16 protein-coding genes are annotated in these 23,438 nt (G+C 47.2%); 9 read left to right on the forward strand and 7 right to left on the reverse strand.

Translation table 11 applies throughout. The features are described 5' to 3' along the window. Positions 1 to 125: 125 nt before the first annotated feature. Positions 126 to 1,313: a serine hydrolase domain-containing protein gene (locus tag BMZ72_RS08055; RefSeq protein ID WP_089806921.1), complete on the forward strand. Its 1,188-nt coding sequence runs from the start codon at positions 126 to 128 to the stop codon at positions 1,311 to 1,313. On the opposite strand, the gene BMZ72_RS08060 is transcribed toward BMZ72_RS08055, so the two are convergent. Further along, positions 1,314 to 2,294 carry a cation diffusion facilitator family transporter gene (locus tag BMZ72_RS08060; RefSeq protein ID WP_089806923.1) on the reverse strand — a complete coding sequence of 327 codons (981 nt, stop codon included), beginning with the start codon at positions 2,292 to 2,294 and terminating at the stop codon, positions 1,314 to 1,316. A 153-nt stretch (positions 2,295 to 2,447) separates the two neighbouring features. Here BMZ72_RS08060 and BMZ72_RS08065 point away from each other — a divergent pair, with 153 nt between their 5' ends. From BMZ72_RS08065 to BMZ72_RS08080, 4 genes are read left to right on the forward strand one after another with little or no spacing between them, the layout of a single operon-like run. After that, positions 2,448 to 5,855 (forward strand): SusC/RagA family TonB-linked outer membrane protein, encoded by a 3,408-nt coding sequence (locus BMZ72_RS08065; protein ID WP_089806925.1) that lies wholly within the window; start codon positions 2,448 to 2,450, stop codon positions 5,853 to 5,855. A gap of 18 nt (positions 5,856 to 5,873) precedes the next feature. Beyond that, on the forward strand, positions 5,874 to 7,328 hold the full coding sequence (locus BMZ72_RS08070) for a RagB/SusD family nutrient uptake outer membrane protein (protein WP_089806927.1): 1,455 nt from the start codon (positions 5,874 to 5,876) through the stop codon (positions 7,326 to 7,328). 21 nt (positions 7,329 to 7,349) lie between these two features. Beyond that, positions 7,350 to 8,198 carry a zinc-binding metallopeptidase gene (locus BMZ72_RS08075; RefSeq protein ID WP_089806929.1) on the forward strand — a complete coding sequence of 283 codons (849 nt, stop codon included), beginning with the start codon at positions 7,350 to 7,352 and terminating at the stop codon, positions 8,196 to 8,198. Between the two features lie 10 nt (positions 8,199 to 8,208). Next, positions 8,209 to 9,519: a DUF4302 domain-containing protein gene (locus BMZ72_RS08080; RefSeq protein WP_177222721.1), complete on the forward strand. Its 1,311-nt coding sequence runs from the start codon at positions 8,209 to 8,211 to the stop codon at positions 9,517 to 9,519. A gap of 79 nt (positions 9,520 to 9,598) precedes the next feature. Here BMZ72_RS08080 and BMZ72_RS08085 read toward each other — a convergent pair whose 3' ends face one another. The 5 genes from BMZ72_RS08085 to BMZ72_RS08105 form a co-directional block, all read right to left on the reverse strand. Further along, positions 9,599 to 12,631, reverse strand: coding sequence for a sensor histidine kinase (locus BMZ72_RS08085; RefSeq protein ID WP_089806933.1), 3,033 nt, complete (start codon positions 12,629 to 12,631; stop codon positions 9,599 to 9,601). A gap of 7 nt (positions 12,632 to 12,638) precedes the next feature. After that, a complete protein-coding gene (locus BMZ72_RS08090; protein ID WP_089806934.1) occupies positions 12,639 to 13,043 on the reverse strand; it encodes a response regulator in 405 nt (134 codons plus the stop codon). 191 nt (positions 13,044 to 13,234) lie between these two features. Beyond that, a complete protein-coding gene (gene infC, locus BMZ72_RS08095; protein ID WP_089806936.1) occupies positions 13,235 to 13,954 on the reverse strand; it encodes a translation initiation factor IF-3 in 720 nt (239 codons plus the stop codon). Positions 13,955 to 14,161: 207 nt separating this feature from the next. Continuing rightward, complete coding sequence (gene thrS / locus BMZ72_RS08100) at positions 14,162 to 16,102, reverse strand: threonine--tRNA ligase (RefSeq protein WP_089806938.1); 1,941 nt, start codon at positions 16,100 to 16,102, stop codon at positions 14,162 to 14,164. Between the two features lie 155 nt (positions 16,103 to 16,257). Then, the gene (locus tag BMZ72_RS08105) at positions 16,258 to 16,821 is read right to left on the reverse strand and encodes a DUF3347 domain-containing protein (protein WP_089806939.1); all 564 of its coding nucleotides are present in this window, start codon (positions 16,819 to 16,821) and stop codon (positions 16,258 to 16,260) included. A gap of 114 nt (positions 16,822 to 16,935) precedes the next feature. Between BMZ72_RS08105 and BMZ72_RS08110 the strand changes: the two genes are divergently transcribed. The 4 genes from BMZ72_RS08110 (at position 16,936) to BMZ72_RS08125 (ending at position 22,005) form a co-directional block, all read left to right on the forward strand. Then, the gene (locus BMZ72_RS08110) at positions 16,936 to 18,933 is read left to right on the forward strand and encodes an ABC-F family ATP-binding cassette domain-containing protein (protein WP_089806941.1); all 1,998 of its coding nucleotides are present in this window, start codon (positions 16,936 to 16,938) and stop codon (positions 18,931 to 18,933) included. A 222-nt stretch (positions 18,934 to 19,155) separates the two neighbouring features. Further along, on the forward strand, positions 19,156 to 19,842 hold the full coding sequence (locus BMZ72_RS08115; protein WP_044221892.1) for a response regulator transcription factor: 687 nt from the start codon (positions 19,156 to 19,158) through the stop codon (positions 19,840 to 19,842). Next, entirely contained in the window at positions 19,839 to 21,242 is a 1,404-nt protein-coding gene (locus BMZ72_RS08120) for a sensor histidine kinase (protein WP_089806943.1), read from the forward strand. The genes BMZ72_RS08115 and BMZ72_RS08120 overlap by 4 nt, the downstream gene beginning before the upstream one ends. A 97-nt stretch (positions 21,243 to 21,339) precedes the next feature. Beyond that, a complete protein-coding gene (locus BMZ72_RS08125) occupies positions 21,340 to 22,005 on the forward strand; it encodes an efflux RND transporter periplasmic adaptor subunit (protein ID WP_089806945.1) in 666 nt (221 codons plus the stop codon). Positions 22,006 to 22,246: 241 nt separating this feature from the next. On the opposite strand, the gene BMZ72_RS08130 is transcribed toward BMZ72_RS08125, so the two are convergent. Beyond that, positions 22,247 to 23,287 (reverse strand): oxygen-dependent tRNA uridine(34) hydroxylase TrhO, encoded by a 1,041-nt coding sequence (locus BMZ72_RS08130; protein ID WP_089806947.1) that lies wholly within the window; start codon positions 23,285 to 23,287, stop codon positions 22,247 to 22,249. Positions 23,288 to 23,438 lie beyond the last annotated feature (151 nt).

Genomic DNA, 23,438 nt, shown 5'->3' on the forward strand with positions numbered 1-23,438 from the left:
TCTTAAAATACCTTTAAAATCGTGTTTTGGCGACTGTTTTTTTTGCGTAACAATTCATCCGGGGCTAATTTTGACGCCTTTACAATAATTAAGTAAGCAGAAACAGAACCGACTCTAACTAGCAGATGAAAGCAGCTTATATCGTATTAACTATTTCCGGCATGGCCTTGTACGCAATTACAGCCTGTCAGAGCAATGCAGCAAATAATAAAGAAGGCAAAAATAAAGCAGATACTCCGACGACTGAAGTGTTAAGCGAAACCGCCATGGCTGTCCTTAACGCGCCCTCCACCAAAGCACAGCAGGTAGAATTGAACGGTTTTTACAGAGACATGGTTCGCGGTGGCTTTAACGGATCTATGATCGTCGCTAAAAAGGGCGTCATCATCTTTGAACAATACCATGGCCTGGAAAACTACCGGAATAAGAATTCTGCTATCAATGATAGCTCTTCTTTCCAGCTGGCCTCCGTTTCCAAGACCTTTACCGCTATGGGCGTCCTTTCACTCATGGAAAAAGGAAAACTTGGACTCCAGGACTCCGTACAGAAATATTATCCTCAGTTTCCATATAAGGGTATCACCCTGCAGATGCTACTCTCCCATCGTAGCGGACTGCCAAATTACCTTTACTTCTGCGACAGCATCTGGCCGGATAAGGATAAATTCCTGACCAATGAAGATGTGATCCAGCTGATGATCAAACACCGCCCACGTATCCAGCATGCACCGGGAACACATTTCCAGTATTGTAATACGAACTATATGCTGCTGGGCGCTATTATTGAAAAAGTAAGCGGACAGAAGTATGCCGAGTTCATGCAGCAGACTTTCTTCAATCCCCTGGGCATGACCAATACCTTTGTATATGATCCGTCAAGTGCCGTACGCGCTCACCAGACGGCCAGTCATAAATACAACGGACAACTGGAGCCAGACACCTACTTTGACGGCGTATTTGGCGATAAAGGCATCTACAGCACCGCCAGAGACATGCTCAAATGGGACCAGGCACTGTACAACGGTCAGCTGTTCTCCCCGGAGACCATTAAAGCGGCCTACACCCCTTATAGTCACGAAAAACCAGGTATCCGTAACTATGGCCTCGGCTGGAGACTCATGGTCTACCCTGACAGCAGCGAGATCGTTTACCACAATGGCTGGTGGCATGGCAATAACACCGTGTTCAACCGTATCATAAAAGATACCTCAACAATTATCATTCTTGGAAATAAATATAACCGGAATATCTACCGTGCGGTAAAACCGGTAAGCGCCATCTTAGGACATGGCACCGAGGATGGGGAGGAATAATTACTCCCCATGCTTCCTGTTAGGCAGGACATTCTCTCTTTTCCATTCAATCAGCCCCGTAAAAGCATCCTGGCGTACAGGACAGTTTTCCATCTGACAATAATGACAGCAGGACGGAATACAAGGGTCCGTATGTATAAAAAATTCCACCTCCCCGGAGGAGAAAGCATCATTTACCAGTCGCTCGATCGTCTTTAGTTCTTCATGCGCGTCACTGAGCTCGAGGTAATAGGGTAAAGTCAGATGACAATCAATATGATAGTTACTACCGTATTGCTGCACGCGCATATTATGTACATCTATCCAACGCTCTGCCCGATGTGCGGATAATACCTGGATCACTCTATCCACTACACGCATATCCGTTTCATCCATCAGACCGGAGATGGAAGTCCGCAGCAACTGATACCCCTGTCGTAAGATCAATACCCCCATCAGCGCAGATGCTGCCGGATCGATCCATTGCCAACCGGTAAAATGTATGATCAGCAGGGCCGCGATCAATCCCAGACTGCTGTATACATCCGTCATAATATGCTGCCCGTTGCCGGTGATCGTCATGGAATTCAGCTTCTTTCCTTCCCGTACCAGAAAAAGCCCCAGTAACAGATTGGCCAGCATCGTACCTCCTATCAGCCAGACGCCCTTATCCAGTTTATGCAGTTCCGTAGGAATAAAGAGATATTGCCCTGCCTTGAAAAGAATAAGACAACCGGCAATAAAAATCATCGCTCCCTCAAAACCGATAGAAAAAAATTCCACCTTCCCGTGTCCATAAGGATGATTTTCATCTTTCGGTTTCCTGGTAAGATAAATACTGTAACAGGCAAAAGCCCCGGCCACTACATTGATAATGGATTCCAGTGCATCAGAAAGGATGGCTACAGAATGGGTCAGGAACCAGGCAGCAAATTTGGTCCCCGTTAAAACAAAACTGACAATCAGTGATATTAATATAACGCGTAAGTCTCTTCTCTGCAAAACGTGACGGATTGATTCACAAAGAAAAGGAAAATATTGCGTAAGTTAGTAGAGGGGTTCGTAAGAGCACTGTATGTAGAAACCTTGCAATTATCCTAATATCATATAAATGTTTTCCTTTTAACCCGTTGAAGGGTAACCAAAATCTGTAGTATGTACATTCTAAACCCAAAAGCAAAGTGGCTATGCCTGCTCGTGTGCAGCGCATTCGGTCAGGTGCATGTAAATGCTGCCCCTGTCATGACGAAAACCGTTTCGCCCGGTACCTATGGATTATTTCAACAGCCTGTTACTGAAACAGTTACCGGTATTGTAAGGATCTATGGAAAAAATGGCCGCCCGGAAGCTATCCCAGGTATTAACGTAATAGAAAAAGGTACTGTCAATGGAACCGTCACAGATGCCGCAGGCGCCTATACGTTAAAAGTAAAAAAAGGCGCTACCCTCACCTTCTCCATGGTCGGGTACAAATCCCGTGAAATGAAAGCTTCTTCAACAGAACCACTCAACGTCATCCTCGATGAAGACGTCAGCGCACTGAAAGAAGTGGTTGTGACGGGTTATCAGACGATCGACCGTAAACTCTTCACAGGTGCTGCCGCCAACGTAAAAGCATCCGACATTAAACGCGATGGTATTACCGATGTCAGCCGTATGCTGGAAGGCCAGGTCGCCGGTGTCAGTGTCCAGAACGTGTCCGGTACCTTCGGTGCTGCGCCTAAAATACGCGTACGTGGCGCTACCTCCATCACTGGTGATAACAAACCCCTCTGGGTGGTGGATGGTGTCGTACTCGAAGACGTGATCAACGTATCCAACGAACAGCTCTCCACCGGTAACCCCGCTACCCTGCTCGGCTCCTCTGTGGCTGGTCTGAACCCGGACGATATCGAAAGTTTCCAGATCCTGAAAGATGCTGCCGCCACCGCGCTTTATGGTGCGCGTGCGATGAACGGCGTGGTAGTCGTAACAACGAAAAAAGGTAAGGTCGGTCAACCCGTAATTTCCTATACCGGCAACTTCTCCACTTACCTGAAACCTACCTACGGCCAGTTCGACATCATGAAGTCGGACGATCAGATGGCTTTCTATAACGAACTGGCCCTGAAAGGATGGCTGAACCATTCCGATGCAACCCGCGCCGAAAATGGTGGTGTCTATACTAAAATGTATAACCTGATCGATAAGTACAACGCCACCAATGGTACTTTCGGTCTGTATAACAGCCCGGAAAGCAAACGCCAGTTCCTCGAGCGTTACGCCAAAGCTAATACCGACTGGTTTGATGTACTGTTCCGCAACTCCTTTATGCAGGAACACTCACTCAGCGTATCCTCCGGTACAGATAAATCACAGCTCTATGTCTCTACCAGCTTCCTGCAGGACCAGGGCTGGACACTGGCCGATAAAGTAAAGCGCTTTACAGGCAACGTACGCGCCAACTACAATATCAACGATAAAGTATCCTTCGGTTTTATCACCCAGGGTGTGGTACGTGACCAACGCGTACCAGGCACGCTGAACAGGAACAGCAATGCGGTAAGCGGACAGTTCGACCGTGACTTTGACATTAACCCGTATAGTTACGCGCTCAATACCAGCCGCGCCCTGACCGCCTACGATGAAAAAGGCAACCTGGAATACTTCACCCGCAACTTCGCTCCTTTTAACATCGTCAATGAAATGAGCAATAACTACATCGACCTGACCCAGCTCGATATCAAGTTGCAGGGTGACTTCTCCTACAAGATCCTGAAGAACCTGAAGTATACCTTCCTGGGTAACCTCCGCTATGTGAAGTCCAGCCAGGATCACAAGATCAAGGAGAATTCCAATATGCCACAGGCATACCGCGCAGCTGGTGATGCAACCATCCGCTCCCGTAACCGCTTCCTTTACCGTAACCCGGACGATCCTGAAGCAGAACCGGTGGTAGTACTGCCTTATGGCGGTATCTATACAACGGAAGATGACTACCTGGTCAGCTACTATTTCCGTAACATGATCGAATGGAATAAAACCTGGAATGATAAACATATGGTGAACTTCCTGGGATCTCAGGAATTACGCTACGCGAATCGTCAGAACAGGCAGTTTGATGGATATGGTTACCAGTTCGATAAAGGCGGTGTGCCATTCATCGATCCAAATATCATCAAACAGAACGTTGAGAATAACTTCAACTATTATAGCATCTCGCAGAACTATGACCGCTACCTGGCATACCTTGCCAATGCGGCCTACTCCTACAAAGGAAAATATAACTTCAACGCCAGCATCCGTTACGATGGTTCCAATCTCCTCGGTGAATCCCGCACTGCACGCTGGTTGCCTACCTGGAACGTCAGCGGTTCCTGGAACGTAGATACGGAAGACTTCATGCGCAGACAGCAAACCATCAACCGCCTGACACTCCGTGCCACTTACGGTCTTACCGGTAGTATGGGTAATGCCCGTAACTCCAGTGTCGTATTACAGAACCGTAGCGCCAAACGTCCTTATCTTTCCGAAATAGAGTCTGTTATTTATATCCAGAGCCTGGAAAACTCAGAACTGACCTGGGAGAAACAATACGAGACCAACGTGGGTATCGATGCAGGCCTGTTCCAGGACAGACTGACCTTCACTATCGATGGCTACCTGCGTAAAGGATTTGACCTGATCGGTCCAATCCGTACCTCCGGTATAGGTGGAGAAAGCGTAAAAATTGCCAACTACGGCGATATGAAATCCCACGGTGTGGAAGCTACTGCTGCCTACAAAATTGTCGATAACAAGATATGGGGACTCCGCACACAGTTAACTGTTGGTTACAACAAAGGAAAGATCACCAAACTGGAAAACCTGCCGATCATATGGGACCTCGTAGTTGCAGATGGTGGCGCTACTGTTGGTCACCCGGTACGCGGACTGTACTCCATTCCGTTTGAAGGGCTGAATCCAAAAGATGGTACTCCTTTATTTACCAACCAGGATGGACAGAAAAGCGGCAACGTTTATCTGCAAAGTGACAAGGTAGATAACCTGGTATACAATGGTCCGATAGACCCAACCCTGACCGGCGGCTGGTTCAATACCCTTCGTTACAGCAACTTCTCCCTCTCTGCCCTGGTGACCTACAGCACAGGTAATAAGATCCGTCTGAACCCGGGCTTCAAGCAACAGTACACCGATCTGGATGCCAGTTCCAATGACTTCCTGAACCGCTGGACACTGCCGGGAGATGAAACCCGTACCGACGTACCTTCCGTACTCGATAAACTGGGCAATTCATTGCTGGACGGCGCATATCCGTACAACAACTACAACTACTCCACGGCCCGCGTAGCCAATGGTGATTTCGTAAGACTGAAACAGGTATCCGTGGCATACAATCTTCCTCCGAAGATGATCCGCAGGGCCGGATTTAATAACCTGTCTGTCAGCCTCGTCGCCAACAACGTATGGCTGATCTATTCTGACGACCGTCTCAACGGACAGGATCCTGAATTTTTTAATTCCGGAGGTGTTGCACTGCCGATCCCAAGACAGTTCACCCTTTCCCTGAAAGCAGGTTTATAACGTAAAAACCATGTAACGATGAAAAAGATAACTTACTATATACTTGCTGCAACACTGATCACGGCTGCCGGATGTAAGAAATACCTGGAACAGTCGCCTGACCAGCGTACACAGCTTAATTCGGTGGAGAAAGTAGCAGAATTGTTAGCCACTGCCTATCCGCAGGCAGACTATGCCACCTTCACAGAAGCGGCTTCCGATAATGCAGCCGATAAAGGTACCGGTGGTTTCCTTACAGAACAGATCAATACCAACCCTTACTTTTTCCGGGATGTGACAGAACGCGAACAAGGCTCTCCTACCAATTACTGGAATGCCTGTTATCAGTCTATCGCCGCCTGTAACCAGGCGCTGGACGCGATTGCGAAAGCAGATAATCCGGAAGATTATAATGCACAAAAAGGCGAAGCACTGGTGGCCCGCGCATACAACCACTTTATGCTGGTGACTCTGTTCGCCAGAGTATACAATGCATCTACAGCTGCACAGGACCCTGGCATTCCTTATGTTACCACGCCTGAGAAAGTTGTCAATGCGAAATATGAAAGGAAGACCGTCGCCTTTGTATATGAGCAGATCGAAAAAGACCTGTTAACAGGTTTGCCGCTGCTGGACAACACCTCCTACAAAGTGCCCAAATACCATTTCAACAAGGCAGCAGCCAATGCCTTTGCCGCCCGTTTTTACCTGTTCAAAAAGGATTACCAGAAAGTGATCACCTATTCGAACAATGTATTTCCGGGAGGAAACTTCAAAACCAATCTCCGCCCATGGGTAACGGTATACAGTCAGCTGACCGGTACCGAAATGGAAGCCATCTATACCAAAGCTTCCGAAACAGCCAATTTGCTGCTGGTAGAAGCGCCGTCCAACTGGGCGCGTTCGGTGGCCAGCTATCGCTATGGTTTGAGAACGGACCTGGTATATGAGTTGTTTATTTACCCGAATGTCACGACAGGCAGTTGGGTGCAACCACTTTATTATCGGGGTAGTACAGAAAACTGGGTAGTATTAAAATTCCGGGAGCATTTCGTACGCTCCAGCGCCAATGCTGATATCGGGGTACCTTATACCATCTTCCCGCTTTTCACCGCAGAGGAAGCCCTGTTCAACCGCGCCGAGGCTAATATTTATCTGGGGAATAATACTGCTGCCAAGAATGACCTGGACGATTACGCAAGCATGCGTATCGAGGGTTATACCAGCAACTTCAGGATCACAGATAGCAGACTCAGAAACTTCTATGGTACCAACGACCTGAAAACAGCGCTGATTAGCGCCCTGCTCGATTTCAAACGGGCAGAGTTTATACAGGAAGGTACCCGCTGGTTTGACATCTTGCGCTATGACCTGCCTGTCACCCATACCAGTGTAACAGGGGAATCAGCTACCCTGACCGCTAATGATCCCCGTCGCCTCTTCCAGCTACCACAGGAAGTTGTACTGGCAGGCATTCAACAGAACCCCCGTTAATACGGTAAAACTAATTTGACTATGAAACAGATGCAGATAAAATTGCTCATGGTATTTATCTTCCTCGGCAGCCTGATGGCCTGTTCTAAGGATGATAAAATAGATAGTGTGAACATCCCCGGCCTCGGAGGTGAAACCTGGGTAAAAGGACCGCTGGACTTCTGGCTGGATTCCGTTTTCACAAAGCCCTATAATATCGAAGTCAAATACCGCTTCGAACGCTATGAACTGACACTGGATAAAACGCTGGTGCCGGTGATGGAAAGCAAGGTAAAACCGGTGATGAGCTCTATCCAGAAAACCTGGATCGCACCTTATATCGCGGAAGCCGGCGAGACCTTCTTCAAGACCTATTGTCAGAAACAGTTCGTGCTGGTGGGTAGTCCGCAGTTCAACTCCAACAATACCATCACACTCGGTACCGCAGAAGGCGGCCGTAAGATCGTGCTGTTCTGGCTGAATGATTTTGTGCTGACAGACAAGCCTTTCGTAAAGGAAATGCTGCACACCATTCACCACGAATTTGCGCATATCCTGCATCAGACCATTATGTATCCTGTAGAGTACAAACGCATCTCCACCGGCTATACCGGCAGCTGGAATGACTATACACTGGCAGAAGCGCTGGAAAGAGGATTTATCACACAGTATGCCCGCAGTGCGCCAGACGAGGACTTTGTTGAAATGATATCCACCATGCTGGTAGAAGGTAAAGATGGTTATGAAGCCATTATTGCTGAAGCACCGGCTGATGCGCAGGCTAAATTCCGTCAGAAGGAAGAGATCGTAGTGCGCTACTTTATGGAGAATTACAACATCGACTTCTATCGTCTCCAGACCCGCGTACAGGATGCAATTGATAACTTGTAAAACAGGAAACATGCTTCATAACAGACTATATATCTTACTGCTGGCATTCCTCTTTGCCGCATGTTCGAAGGATAAAACAACGTCGCTCTTCGGAGAGAAACCGGAAGAGCGTTTGGAGGAAGCCATGAAAGAATACAAGGCCACTTTAACAGGAAGTGCCTACGGATGGAAGACCGCCGTGTACCCCGCCGCTGGTGGCGGATATGCTTTCTATTTTAAATTCGGTACCAATGACCGCGTAACCATGTACAGCGATGTGACACTGGATGCAGCGACCGATGGACTGGAAAGCACTTATCGCCTGAAAGCGGTACAACGCCCGTCCATACTGTTTGATACCTATTCCTACCTGCACCTGCTCTCCGATCCTGATCCCAATGTCTATGGTGGTGCCACCGGACAGGGGTATGCTGTCGATTTTGAATACAGTATAGACGAAGTTTCGGCAGATACCATCAAGCTGACCGGTATCGCCAACAACACCAAAATGGTGCTGGTAAAAGCGACACAGGCAGAAGCAGATGCCTATGCAGCAGGTGACTTCGCCTCACTGATCAACAACGCAGAAAGCTACATGGCGCAGAACCCATGGTTGTATCTTGAATTCAGCGATGGCCGCAAGCTGCAGGTAAGTGTGAACTCCTTTACCAAAACCTTTACCCTGATATACATCGATGATGCCGGACAGGTACAGTTATTATCAACAGGATACTATTATACGTTGAACGGACTCTATCTGAAAGACCCGATCACGTATAATGGCAATACCTTCCATGAGGTCTTCTGGGATCCGGTAAAGGAAGTCTTCTATGTTACAGTTAATGGTCAACGGGTGGAAGTAAAAGTCTCTCCCAGCTCTGTCGTACCCGCACACAGGCTATTGGGAGTTGACTTCTCTTCCCTGATCGTTCCGCCACAGCAATTACCGGGATGGTCTGCGGACTTCACAACGATCTACTCTACTGCTGCGAATGCGATCCGTACAGGTCCTTACCGTCTGACCCTGTATTATACCGAGTTTGCCTTTGACGTAGCGCAGGGTATCATGAATGTGGATGTTTATGTCATCCAGAACAACAATCTGTATCTGGCTGAGTATCCGTTCACTTATACCAAGACAGCTGCCGGGGTATTCAAGTTCACCGGACAAACCTTTGGTGGTAATGCGGGGCTGATCGCTACAGAAATGAAACCTTTGCTGGACTATATCCGGAATGACCGGTTTACCATGGATTTCCTGGTAGACAGTCAGGAAGGTAAACTGGCCCAGTTGAAAAGTGTAGAACATCCTACCTTCTATTTCTCAGGATATCCGCAGTAACATGCGCAATCATCTGTTACAAAATAAAAGAGGAACTGACTGATCAGTTCCTCTTTTATTTTGATGTCTTACCGGTATATTAAGCAGGTAGTATCACCGTAAATGTCGCTCCTTCATTCAGCTTTCCATTCGCCCTGATCACCCCATGATGATTCTCAACGATCTTCTTACAAAGCGCCAGACCGATACCCGTACCGGCATATAATTTACGTTCATTCAATCGCTGGAAGATGGCAAATATCCTTTCTGCAAACTGCTGTTCAAAGCCGATCCCGTTATCAGAAAACTCCAGTTTTATGTAGGCAACACCCTCTCGTAAGCCGGGATAAAACGGTATTTCCGGCGCCGGTAAAGGCGATGCATTAATAACTATAAGTGGCTGGTTTTCACAGAATTTGAGCGAGTTACCTATCAGATTGGTAAAGAGCTGCTGCAGCTGTAAAGGAATACCTTTTACCACCGGCAGCGTATTGTTTTTAATGGTCGCCTGTTTCTGTTCTATCAGCAGATCAAAGTCGCCTTTTACCTGTTGCAATATCGTGTTCAGATCGATCGGAATAAACTGTTCTTCCGTGTTCGAGAGACGGGAATAATCCAGTACATCTTTGATCAGTTGCGTCATTCTTTCTGCGGATGACTGGATCTTGTCAAAATAGTTATTAACGGCATTTCCTTTCTGCAGACTTTTCTGCAGTAACTCCGAGAAGGTCCTGATCTTACGCAGTGGTTCCTGCAGATCATGGCTGGCGATGTACGCGAATTGTTCAAGCTCTGAATTCTTCCGTAACAACTCAGAAGTACGCGCTTCCACTTTCTTTTCCAGTTCCTCTGCACTGTGTTGTAAGATATCCAGCGCATGCCGGTGCAATCGGGAAACCCTGATCTGTGCACGTACTCTTGCCAGTAGTTCTTTTGCAGAAAATGGCTTCGTCAGGTAATCATCCGCACCAATGTCATAGCCTTCAATGGTTGCTTCCTCTCCTGCCCTTGCAGACACCAGGATCACTGGTAATGAATGCGTTGCGGGGCTATGTTTTACATGATGCAATAGCTCGATCCCATCCATTTCCGGCATCATAACGTCACTGATGATCAGTTCCGGCTGATGTGTTTCTATTTTATCCAGCGCCAGTTTTCCATTGGCGGCTGTTTCGATGTAATATTGTTTTTCGAGCAGGCGTTGCAGATAGTCGCGCATGTCAGCATTGTCATCCACGATCAGGATACGTGCTTTTTCTTCACCTTCTTCGATCTTATCGATATCGATACCATTGTCATTCTGCTGGCGGCTGAAATACATCGCCTCATTGACATATGCAGTATTAAGGCCGGATACATGATCATTCCCTTCGGCCACATTTTCTATGACCTGCTCTTCCGGCAGATGCGCTCTCCCCAGGGGTATCTTTACGACAAAAGTACTGCCTTTCCCTTCCTCACTCTCCACACTGATATCGCCGTTGTGCAGTTGCACCAGCTCCCGCACCAGTGAAAGACCGATACCTGTTCCTTCGAAGGAGCGTCCTTTACTTTGTTTCACCCGGTGGAAGCGCTCAAACATATTGGGCAGTTCGGACACCGGAATACCTACGCCGGTGTCACGTACGAGCAATACAGCGTGTTGATCACTTTCCTCCAGGATCACGCTGATGCTCCCCTGTAACGTGTATTTAAAGGCATTAGATAGGAGATTTAAGATAATCTTCTCCCACATGTCACGGTCCACATAAGCAGCCATAGAAAGGTCCTCACAGGTCACATTAAACTGCAATCCTGCGTGTTCCACCGCCGCCCGGAAAGTACTCGCAATATCAGTAGTAACATTGCTGAGATTTACCGGGAAATACTGTGCCCTGACTTTGTCCGCTTCAATACGGCTGAAGTCCAGCAGCGTATTTACGAGACGAAGCAAACGCATAGCGTTACGATGAGTAGCTGCAACATTCGCTTCCTGTTGCCTGCTAAGCACACCGTCCTGTTGAGATAACAGTTCTTCCAGTGGTCCTAGCATCAGCGTCAGCGGCGTGCGGAACTCATGACTGATATTGCTGAAAAAGGCAGTTTTCGCCCGGTCAATTTCCAGCAGTGCCTCCGCCCTTTTACGGGCTTCTTCTACTGTATGGACATTGACAATGCTATTCGCGATCTGATCGGCTACAAGCTGGAAAAAACTGGCGTACTTTTCATCCAGCTGGCGGTGCGGATTAAGACCGACCACCAGCAGTGCAAATGGACAATCCTGCCCGTTTTGCATTACAGGGAGCACGAGTGCCTGGTCCGGACTGATCTTCCAGATACCGGAAGGCAGGTTACCATATTTCTCACGGAGCCCTTCAATGGTCGCCGTACGGTTATGGGTGACGACATATGGGAACTGCCATTCGCCGGCAATACCACTTTCCAGATGAAGTATTTGTGGCAGCGCGTTCGCAGATAAGCGATCGTCTGTATTTGCGGCTGTCTGCAACGTGACTGTTTCTATATTCAGTTCGTACAGACAGGCAAAGGGGAAATCTGCAGGATTGTCCTTTAAGATCTCTATTGCGCGGGTATATACGTCAGCATCGTCACTTGCCTCTGCCAGATACCGTCCCAGATCTTTCAGCGTCCGGAGTTGCCTTTCACCAAGGATACGCTGGGTATCGTCGGTATTTGCGCAGATAATACCGCCTGTACCGCCTTCGTCGGCCGGTACCGGACTATAAGAGAAAGTATAATATGTTTCTTCGGGGTAGCCATTCCGTTCCATCAGCAGCAACAATGATTCATCATAAGTGCCGATGTTCTGCTGCATACATGCATCTACTCTGGGTCCTACCTCATGCCATATTTCCGTCCATACCTCACTGGCAGGACTTCCAAGTACGGCAGGGTGTTTTCCGCCGAGAATACTTCTATATGCATCGTTATACAGGTTAATCAAATCGCCACCCCACCATACAAACATGGGTTGCCGTGAAGTAAGCATAATGCGCACACAGGTCTTCAAACTTTGAGGCCACGCTTCAACAGGTCCTAATGGCGTTTTAGACCAATCCCTGGAGCGAATCAATTCTCCCATTTCACCGCCGCCGGTGAGGAATTCAGGGGTTACGGTCTTGGTTAGTTCCATAAAGTATCTAAATCGTCTTAATCCTACCTCTCAAAACTTGCTCCAATCTTTTAATGAGTATGGAGATGCTGGGTGGCTTCACGATGTAGTCGGTGGCCCCTAACAGCTTTGTTTCTGTGATATCTTTCTCCTCTGAGGAAGTTGAGTATATAATGACAGGTGTCTCATTCAGGCGTGGTAGTTTCCTGATCTCGGTCAGGCATTCCCTCCCGTTCATCCGCACCATGTTCAGGTCCAGGAAAATAAAGTCGGGAATGAAGTCGCTGTCGATGTTGAGTTTATTCAGCGCCTCGATTCCATCATTTGCTGTGATGCAATGTATATCCGTATCTATTGAGCCAAGTGCCAGGGCAAAAATTTCCTGGTCATCGTCGTCGTCGTCAATTAAAAAACAAATGATCTTTTCCTGCATAGTGTGTCAAAACTTACCCAATATAATAAATTTGGGTAACTGATGTGTTTAGAATTAAAACATAAGTATTCCTTATCTGAAACTATATGGAGGAAATAGTAAGGAAAGCTGCAAACAAAAAAACCCGGAACACAGGTCCCGGGTTCATTCGATATAATTGCACCAAGTAAATAAAGCGGATTAAGTTCCTATTACTCAGGTTTACCTTCAGATGGAGTCGGCGCAGGACGCGGCTCTCTTGGCTGCTGAGGGCGTTCTTCTCTCGGACGGTCATCCTTTGGACGATCCTCTTTCGGACGATCTTCTTTAGAACCCTCAGATTTTTTCTTAGCACTCTTAGGTGCGAAGATCGCGATCATGCGTTTACCTTCCATTGTCGGCATACCTTCCAGGGCGCCTACTTCAGCCAGCCTTTCAGCGAACTTTAGCAGAATCAGCTCACCACGTTCTTTAAACATGATCGCACGACCCTTGAACTGTACATATGTTTTTACCTTGTTACCATCCTTCAGGAATTTCTCAGCGTGTTTCGCTTTGAAATCGAAGTCATGGTCATCTGTATTTGGCGTGAAACGAATTTCCTTCACCTCGCTCTTATGAGCTTTCGCCTTCATCTCCTTTTCCTTCTTCTTCTTTTCGTAGAGGAATTTGTTATAGTCGATGATACGGCATACCGGAGGTACGGCATTAGGGGAAATCTCAACCAGATCCAGCCCCTGCTCTTCTGCCATGCGCAGGGCTTCCTCTGTACGATATACCCCAACCTCAATGTTTTCACCTACCAATCGCACTTCAGGCACACGAATCATTCTGTTCGTGCGGTGCTCTTGCTGTTGTTCTCTGCGAAAGTTAGGATTTCTACCCCTGTTGGGATTGTTACTGTTAAAACTTGGTCTGGGTCCTTGTGGCATTAAAAAAAATAAAGTTACTAATTAATAATTGTCAGTATGTGGTCCATAGTCCACGAACAGCGTCTTAGAGATTGGTCGCCCGGCGGGTGATCTGAATCCGCAGACAGTCATCTGTAATCTATGGACTATAAAGCAATTAACGTACCCGAAAATACAAAAGTTCAATTAGTTAAAAATATATTTTATGATCTTTTGTACAGAATTGAATTATTCGAATGGTTTCCTGCTGACTACTTCCTCTTTTACGAGTGCAATGAATTGCTCAATGTCCATCGCGCCGAGGTCGCCTTTAGCTTGTCTGCGTACCGCAACTTTGCCTTCAGCAGCTTCCTTCTCACCGAGAACGAGCATATAAGGTACTTTTGCAAGTTCAGTCTCCCTGATCTTTTTACCTATCTTCTCGCTACGGTCATCAATTTCTGCGCGAATTTCGACATTTTTCAGCAATTCTGCTACTTTTTCCGCATATTCCTGGTTCTTGTCACTGATTGGCAGGATCTTCACCTGTGTTGGCGTCAGCCACAGCGGGAATTTACCGCCACAGTGTTCGATCAGTACCGCAATGAAACGCTCCAGTGAACCGAATGGTGCACGGTGGATCATCACAGGGCGGTGTTTCTGGTTGTCAGCGCCTACATACTCCAGTTCGAAACGCTCGGGCAGGTTATAGTCCACCTGGATGGTACCCAGCTGCCATTTACGGCCGAGGGCGTCTTTTACCATGAAGTCCAGTTTTGGTCCGTAAAACGCTGCTTCGCCATACTCTACTACAGTTTTCAGGCCTTTTTCAGCTGCCGATTCAATAATCGCCTGCTCAGCCAGGTTCCAGTTTTCATCACTACCGATATATTTAGCCCTGTCTTCCTGATCACGCAGGGAGATCTGAGCAGTATAATCGGTGAAATTCAGACTTTTGAACACATGTAATACCAGGTCGATCACTTTACAGAACTCTTCTTTTACCTGGTCAGGACGACAGAACAAATGCGCGTCATCCTGCGTAAACCCACGTACACGGGTCAGACCATGGAGTTCACCATGCTGCTCGTAACGGTATACGGTACCGAATTCTGCAAAACGTACCGGCAGGTCTTTATAGCTCTTCGGACTGGATTTGTAAATTTCACAGTGGTGCGGACAGTTCATCGGTTTCAGCATGAACTCCTCACCTTCTTCCGGTGTATGAATCGGCTGGAAGCTGTCTTTACCATATTTTTCGTAGTGACCGGAAGTGACATACAGGTTCTTGCTACCGATATGCGGCGTTACTACCGGCAGATAACCACTTTCGAGCTGTGCTTTCTGCAGGAAGCTTTGCAGGCGTTCACGCAGCATAGCACCCTTTGGCAACCATAAAGGCAGACCAAGACCTACTTTTTCAGAGAAAGTGAACAGTTCCAGTTCTTTACCCAGTTTACGATGGTCACGTTTTTTCGCCTCTTCTACCAGGTGCAGGTATTCATCCAGCTCCTTCTGACTAGGGAAAGTGATACCGTAAATACGGGTCAGCATCTTATTCTTCTCATTACCACGCCAGTAAGCGCCGGCAATGCTGGTCAGCTTGATAGCTTTGATGAAACCGGTGTTCGGAATGTGTGGTCCGCGACACAGGTCCGTAAAGTTACCTTGTGTATAGAAAGTGATGGTACCATCCGCCAGGTCCCTGATCAGTTCCAGCTTGTATTCATCGTTCTTTTCAGTGAAATATTTTTCTGCGTCGGCTTTGCTCACATCACGGCGCTCGTAAACGCTGTTCTTCTTAGCCAGTTCAGCCATCTTGTCGCCGATCTTTTGCAGATCTTCGTCAGAAATGCTGCGTCCTCCCAGGTCAATATCGTAGTAGAACCCGTTTTCGATAGCAGGTCCGATACCCAGTTTCACTCCGGGATACAGCGCTTCCAGTGCCTCTGCCATCAGGTGGGCAGAAGAGTGCCACATGGTAGATTTGCCGTCCGTGTCGTTCCATGTCAATAGCTGCAGCGTGCCATCCGTTGTAATGGGGCGGGACGCATCCGTCACCTCGCCATTAAATTTAGCGGCCAAAACTTTTCTTGCCAATCCTTCGCTGATGGACTTGGCAACATCCATAGCAGTTACTCCTGCTTCATACTGACGAACTGCGCCATCCGGTAGTGTAATGTTGATCATACGATTTGAGCTGTTATTCTACAGCTGATTGCTGTTTGCTTTTATGTTGATTTTAAATAGCCTATAAAATCGGCTTGCGAAGTTAAGAAAAATGACGGCATTTTTGTATATCAAATGTAATGGCCCTCACTGCATTCTTACCTCATGTGTAAAGTTTAATAACTTAAACTGTCCGTAACCTCCACACATCCCAGCATTCCGTTACCGAAAAAGGGATTCTGTAATTTACTGCTTTTACTCATCCAATACGCACCACGATCATTAAATGCCATCGGACAGTACTGTCTGTAAACCGTACTTCCCTTCAGCCCTGTCGCCTGGATAATATCATACAGCATATCCGACACCATCCCGAAACCAGCTCTTTTCTCTTCAATATCCTGCTCTCCCAGTACGCCCGCCAGTTCAGCACTGATACTGCCGGTTGCACTCCGGATCGCCTCCAGTTTTACGGAGTCCATCTGTAATGCGCCCAGCGGCAAACTGTCAACATGCTGTTTCAGAATACCTGCCCATTTGTTAACATAGGTCGCGTTCCCCTGGGAAAAACCGTCGGTGAGGTCATAATAAGCATCCATCGTTACTTGCAGAGAATCATAGAATTGTGCTGCATATGGCGCCTTCAGGTGTTCCTGTGGGGCGGCTCCGGCAGGCTCCTTTTTAACAGATCCGTTACAGGCAAAGAATGCGATGATAACCAGAAATATAGCTGACCTCATGTTTTATTTCACTTTTGCCGCCAAAGATAATTGAATCAGTCGATAGAAGTGTCTGCCCCCCTATGGACTCTCCCTGAAAAGCACTAACTTTGCACCTCTCAATTAAATTTTCACATGCTGATAGCACTACAGGATATCACTTTTGAGTTTGGCGCAAGGGCCATTGTTGAAGATGCTTCATGGCACATTGTACCGGGAGACCGTGTAGGTCTGATCGGATTGAACGGGACCGGAAAATCTACCATTCTGCGTGTCATCAATGGTGAATACACCGTTTCAAAAGGTAGCGTAAACAAGATCAAAAACCTCTCACTCGGATTCTTTAACCAGGATCTCCTCAGTTTTGAATCGGATGAATCTATCCTGAATGTGGGCATGACAGCTTTTGAGGCCGCCCTCAAACTGGAAAAAGATATTGAGCGTATCACCCTCGAACTGGAAACCAATGAGGCAGAAGCCCTGCTCATGGAATATGCCGACAAACTCCATGAGTTTGAAGCCCTCGACGGTTATAATATGCGGCACAAAACCGCCCAGGTACTGGAAGGTCTCGGCTTTTCCACCGCCGATCTGGAACGTCCCTACAACCAGTTCTCCGGAGGTTGGCGTATGCGTGTACTCCTGGCAAAACTGATCCTCCAGCAGCCGGACGTACTCATGCTCGATGAGCCAACGAACCACCTTGACCTTCCTTCCATCGAATGGCTGGAGAAATACCTCCTGGGATACAACGGCGCCGTGATCATCGTATCGCACGACCGTTTCTTCCTGGACAGAATGGTGAATAAGATCGTAGAACTCTACCAGCAGCAGTTACACCACTATGCCGGTAACTATGAAGACTACGAACAGGAAAAAGACCTCCGCCGCGAAATGCAGCAGCGCGCCTATGAAAACCAGCAGGATTATATCCGCCAGCAGGAACGTTTTATCGAGCGCTTTAAAGCAAAAGCTTCCAAAGCTGCTCAGGCTCAGAGTATTGCCAAACGCCTCGACAGACTCGAAAGAGTGGAACAGGTTGACAACGGTCCTTCCAAGATCCGTATCAACTTCACCCCTGATAAAATGCCTGGTAAGATCATTACCACACTTAATAACGTTACCAAACGCTTTGGTAATCTGACGATTCTCGAAAACGCCAGCGCAGAAATCAACCGTGGTGATAAGATCGCGCTGATCGGTGCGAACGGTAAAGGTAAATCCACCCTGCTGCGTGTAATAGCCGGCGTTGAACCAATGGAAGGCGAACGTATCGGCGGTCACAACGTCGTACAAAGCTTCTACGCACAGCACCAGCTGGAAAGCCTTGACCTGAACAGCGAAATCCTAGACGAACTGAAAAACTTCGGTAGCGGTCGTACGGAAGTAGAACTCCGCGCCCTGCTGGGTTGCTTCCTCTTTACCGGCGACGATGTATATAAAAGGATCAAGATCCTATCCGGAGGTGAGAAAGCACGTGTGGCCCTGGCCAAAACAATCATCAGTCAGGCGAACTTCCTCCTGCTCGATGAGCCGACGAACCACCTGGATATGAACTCTGTACAGATGCTGATCGACGCACTGGCACAATACGACGGTACCTATGTGCTTGTATCGCACGACCGTTACTTCGTGAGCCAGACTGCCAACAAGATCTGGGAAATCGTTGACGGTGAGATCAAAGAATTCAAAGGCACCTACACCGAGTGGGAAGAATTCAAAAAGCGTCAGGCAGATGCTGCAAAGCTGGCTGCCGGCGATAAAAATGCCAGTGAATCAAAAAAAAAAGAAGTAAAGACAGAGCGACCAGCGAATAACAATAATAACAACAACTATTCCGGTAATAAGAACAACGCCAAAGCCGACACTCAGCAGAAAAATGCCCCTTTTGATAAGGATAAACAAAAGGAACTACAGAAGTACAAGCGCCAGTTCCAGCAACTGGAAGAGCAACTGGCCAAACTGAATGAGAAAAAAGCGACAATTGAAACTGCCATGAACAACCCTGACGTATATGCCGACAGGAAAAAGTTCCAGCAGCTGGAAACTGAATATAATCAGTTAGGTAAAGAACTGAAGCAGGCAACGGAAGAGTATGAAAAAGTATTCGAAATACTGATGGAACTGGAATAACTATAGTTAATTGAATACCTGACAGCCAACTATCAGCCATAAAGTATTCATTATCTTCATACCCGCCGGGAAGTAAATATTGAAGGTCCTACACCATAAATATTTGCTTCCCGGCGTCAGTTTTAAAGTACAACAGCAAAACTGACAGCTTTAACCGCAACCCGGACAACCGATACTGAAAGCAAACTCGTATCTTCAGGCCGGAGAAACATATATAATATTATGCAGCGCATACTCGTAGTTGAAGACGAAATCAAAGTGGCTAATACCGTAAAAAAGGGATTGGAAGAGAATGGCTTTGAAGTAGACGTTGCTTATGACGGCCGCATGGGTAAAAGCCTGGCAGCCAGCAATAACTACGACCTGGTGATCCTCGACCTTAACCTCCCTCATGCTAACGGATACGAAGTATGCGAAGTGATCCGCCGTAAAAATAATGCGATCCCCATCATCATGCTCACCGCCCTGGGGGGTATGGATGATAAGATGCAGGCGTTCGAACTGGGCGCCGACGACTACCTGGTGAAACCCTTCGATTTCAGGGAACTGATGGCCCGTATCCGGGTATTCCTCAAACGCGCCGGCTCTGAAGTACAGGAAAACAACCAGTATAAGATCGTTATCGGTGACCTGGAAATAGACCGTGAAAAGAAAGAAGTAACGCGTGGTGGCAAAAAGATCGCGCTGACCGCCAAAGAATATCAGCTGCTGGAATTCCTGGCCCTCCACAAAGGCAAGGTGATCTCCAAACTGGTCATTGCCGAAAAGGTATGGGATATCGACTTCGATACAGGTACCAACGTCATCGAAGTATACATGAACTTCCTCCGGAAGAAGATCGACAAAGATTTTGATAATAAGCTCCTGCATACAAAAACAGGAATGGGATATTACCTGGCCGAAGAGTGAAGATCAAATACAAAATAGCGCTCTCCTATTCTGTTTCAGCATTCGTACTGCTGAACACCTTTGCTATTCTGGCTTATTATTTCTCTGCACAATCCCGCAAAGCGGAATACCTGGAACGTCTGGAATACCGTGCCCGCTCCATTGCCAACGTCATCATCGAAGATGACCGCGTCAAGGTCGATCTGCTGCGCAAACTGGACAAAACCACTTTCCAGGACCTCTACAAGGAAACTATCCTGGTATACAATCCTTCTTACGACCTCGTATATTCTAATGTAAAGGATACGGCTATCCGTACCCCCCGCCGCCTGCTGGATTACATTAAAAAGAACGGAGAATATAGTCATGAACGTGATAACGGCGAACTGGTAGGCGTGTACTACACCGAAGGCTCCGTATCCCTCATCGTACTGGTCACCTCCTTTGATAAATACGGTTTTCAGAACCTGCAGAACCTCCGCCAGATCCTCATTATCGAGATCGTTGTCGCCATCATACTCCTGCTTTTTATTGGCTATTTCTTTGCCGGGCGGATGGTACAGCCGATTGACAAACTGGTGGAACAGGTACAGACCATTAACGCCAACAACCTGCAGGGCATGACGGTCGATGCCAAAGGCAAAGACGAGATCGCACAGCTGGGCGCTAATTTTAATACCATGCTGATCCGCCTCAGCAATGCCTTCGACCTGCAAAAGAGCTTCGTGAGCAATGCTTCCCACGAACTCAGAACACCCCTGGCTTCTATTATCAGCCAGCTGCAGGTGGCCCTATCCAAAGAAAGAGAGAAAGAAATATATGTCGACGTCCTAAATTCTGTATTGGAAGATGCCCAGCACCTCTCCGATCTGAGTAATGGTCTGCTGCAGCTGGCACAGTCCGGACTGGATGAAAGGCAGTTTGTATTCTCCGAAGTCAGGATCGACGAACTGATGCTGGATATGGGTAACCTGATCAAACTCAAACATGCACCAGCTACTCCCGGTGCTGAACCCCAGAAGTCACCCCGTATAGATATCAGCTTCCTGAAAGTACCGGAACAGGATACAGAACTGACCTGCGAAGGCAATGAAAGTCTGCTGAAAGTACTGTTCCTGAACCTGCTGGACAACGCCCTTAAATTCTCAAAAGACAATACCGTCTCTGTTACCATCGACTTCAATGACAACGGCATACAGATACAGGTGATTGATAATGGTATCGGTATCCCTGCCGGCGAACTGGCCAAAGTATTCGAACCTTTCTATCGCGGGTCTAATTCCCACCAGGTACGCGGTCATGGCCTGGGTCTTTCTATCTGCAAAAGGATCGCGCTTTTACACAAAGGACAGATCGCTGCTACCTCTATATTAGGTGAAGGCACCACATTTACGGTGGAATTGCCGCATAAACACCAGTAGATCCTCACCCACCTCTACATTTTAAGCTCATTTTAATTGTCTTTAAAGCCTCCTTTAAGTGAGATTGCGGAGCTTTGCTGTAATTCTGAAATACGTCATGAAACGCAACACGCTACTCGTCATCTTATTCGCTGCAGGTCTTAGCCTGTCAGCCTGTAAGCATCCCGAGCTGGAAGAAGGAGTGACTAACAAGACGTTTGTACTGAGCGATACCATGCTCAAGACTATCAGAATTGACACCGCCAGTCTTAAACCTGTCGAAAAGGAATTACAGTTACCGGGCAAAGTTGTACTGAACAATAGCAATGTGCGGAAAACGGATGTACTGATAGATGTGGCACAGGCAGATCTGAGAAATGTGAAAGAAGGTTATGAAGCAGAGATCATCTCCGAAAGCCTGCCAGAGAAGGTCTTTTATGGAAAAGTGGAAACTGTATATCTCCCGAAAGATGCTGCGACCGGACGCCTGAACATTGTACTGAACGATCCGGAGGCAGTCCTTAAACCGGATATGAAAGCAGCCGTGATCGTGCATTGTGATGAAGGAGATGATATGATCGCAATACCGGAAACAGCAGTCATTGCCGATCACAGTAAGAATTTTGTACTGGTTTTCAAAGACAAATACAATATCCAGGTCAGAGAAGTGGAAACGTATACGACAGCAGGAGATATTATATATATCCTCCGTGGTCTCGAGGCTGGTGAGAATGTGATATCCGCCCATCAACGGCAGATCTTTGACGCGCTAAGCGACAATTAAAGTTGATCATCAAGGTTTTAGTTCGCATATAGGTTGATAGAATGGACATGCAAACAGGACTCTACAGGTGTTTACATTTGTTAGATAAGACTGTTCTACATGCTCAATTACTCCGCCCCGCCGCAGAAGATACAACGCGGGGCGGTTTTTTTTTAAGGCGTTTGATTTATATTAAATAGAAAGAGGCCGCCCGGGATTTCCTGGGTGGCCTCAACTTTTATATATTCTTATTAATGTATGATCAGTCGTTTTCGCGCTCCAGTCTCGGACGCAGCCGCTGCTTTGATTTGTTGAAGATCATCTGTCCCTTGTCAACCCCTCTTCTCAGCTCATCACGCTCATCTTCCGGTAAATGCAGTACGCTCTTACAATCGGAACTACAGGTACCTTCGTAAGCTGCTGCACACTCCTCACATTGGATAAATAACAGGTGACAGGCGTCATTCGCACAGTTAGTGTGTGTATCAGAAGGTTTACCACACTGGTGACATTTACTGATCACCTCATCGGTTATACGTTCTCCCAACCTGTCGTCAAACACGAAGTTCTTTCCTTTGAACTTCAGCGGTAATCCCTGTTCTTTGGCCTTGTTGGTATATTCAATAATACCTCCTTCGAGGTGAAATACATTCTTGAAACCGTTGTGCATCATATAGGCAGATGCTTTCTCACAGCGGATACCACCTGTACAATACATCACGATATTCTTGTCTTTCTGGTCTTTCAGCATATCAACAGCCATCGGCAGCTGCTCACGGAAAGTATCAGAAGGTACTTCTATGGCATTCTGAAAATGCCCTACTTCATATTCGTAGTGATTACGCATATCCACAACAATGGTGTCCGGATCCTCTGTCAGCTCGTTAAAGCCTTTAGCATCCAGGTATTTACCTCTGTTGGAAATATCGAAGGTAGGATCCTCAATTCCATCGGCCACGATCTTATCACGTACCTTGATCTTAAGTACCCAGAAAGACTTCCCGTCATCGTCAACAGCGATGTTCAGGCGGATACCATTCAGGAAAGAATAAGAATAAAGCACATCTCTGAATGCGTCAACATTGTACTCGGGAACGCTGATCTGTGCATTGATACCCTCATGGGCAACGTAGATACGACCGAATACGCCTAAAGTAAAAAGACGCTCGTACAATTCATTACGGAAGGCGGTGGGATCTTCGATCTTTGCGTACTGATAAAAGGAGATAGTAGTGCGGCGAAATGTTTCAGCCGCCAGCCGAACCTTCAGTTCGGCCGCAGAAACTCTGTTGTGTAATGCCATTTTTGTCGTTAAGAAATTTTAAGAACACTTGCCTTGTGAGCAAAATTTCATTTTTTGCCTCACCGGTATTGATTTTCAGACGATCGCTTTTAAACATATGTCTAAAAGTCTGTCTAATTTTCCCGGTTTAGCCCCGCAAAGATAGCAAAAC

It is taken from the genome of Chitinophaga sp. YR627, from assembly GCF_900114995.1.
Lineage (GTDB): Bacteria > Bacteroidota > Bacteroidia > Chitinophagales > Chitinophagaceae > Chitinophaga.

What these genes read in the sequence shown, in the direction of transcription:
- BMZ72_RS08065 (WP_089806925.1), top strand. Translation starts at nt 2,448, where the DNA reads ATGTACATTCTAAACCCAAAAGCAAAGTGGCTATGCCTGCTCGTGTGC.
- BMZ72_RS08055 (WP_089806921.1), top strand. Translation starts at nt 126, where the DNA reads ATGAAAGCAGCTTATATCGTATTAACTATTTCCGGCATGGCCTTGTAC.
- thrS (WP_089806938.1), bottom strand. Translation starts at nt 16,102, where the DNA reads ATGATCAACATTACACTACCGGATGGCGCAGTTCGTCAGTATGAAGCA.
- infC (WP_089806936.1), bottom strand. Translation starts at nt 13,954, where the DNA reads ATGCCACAAGGACCCAGACCAAGTTTTAACAGTAACAATCCCAACAGG.
- BMZ72_RS08105 (WP_089806939.1), bottom strand. Translation starts at nt 16,821, where the DNA reads ATGAGGTCAGCTATATTTCTGGTTATCATCGCATTCTTTGCCTGTAAC.
- BMZ72_RS08080 (WP_177222721.1), top strand. Translation starts at nt 8,209, where the DNA reads ATGCTTCATAACAGACTATATATCTTACTGCTGGCATTCCTCTTTGCC.
- BMZ72_RS08075 (WP_089806929.1), top strand. Translation starts at nt 7,350, where the DNA reads ATGAAACAGATGCAGATAAAATTGCTCATGGTATTTATCTTCCTCGGC.
- BMZ72_RS08125 (WP_089806945.1), top strand. Translation starts at nt 21,340, where the DNA reads ATGAAACGCAACACGCTACTCGTCATCTTATTCGCTGCAGGTCTTAGC.
- BMZ72_RS08085 (WP_089806933.1), bottom strand. Translation starts at nt 12,631, where the DNA reads ATGGAACTAACCAAGACCGTAACCCCTGAATTCCTCACCGGCGGCGGT.
- BMZ72_RS08110 (WP_089806941.1), top strand. Translation starts at nt 16,936, where the DNA reads ATGCTGATAGCACTACAGGATATCACTTTTGAGTTTGGCGCAAGGGCC.
- BMZ72_RS08070 (WP_089806927.1), top strand. Translation starts at nt 5,874, where the DNA reads ATGAAAAAGATAACTTACTATATACTTGCTGCAACACTGATCACGGCT.
- BMZ72_RS08130 (WP_089806947.1), bottom strand. Translation starts at nt 23,287, where the DNA reads ATGGCATTACACAACAGAGTTTCTGCGGCCGAACTGAAGGTTCGGCTG.
- BMZ72_RS08090 (WP_089806934.1), bottom strand. Translation starts at nt 13,043, where the DNA reads ATGCAGGAAAAGATCATTTGTTTTTTAATTGACGACGACGACGATGAC.
- BMZ72_RS08115 (WP_044221892.1), top strand. Translation starts at nt 19,156, where the DNA reads ATGCAGCGCATACTCGTAGTTGAAGACGAAATCAAAGTGGCTAATACC.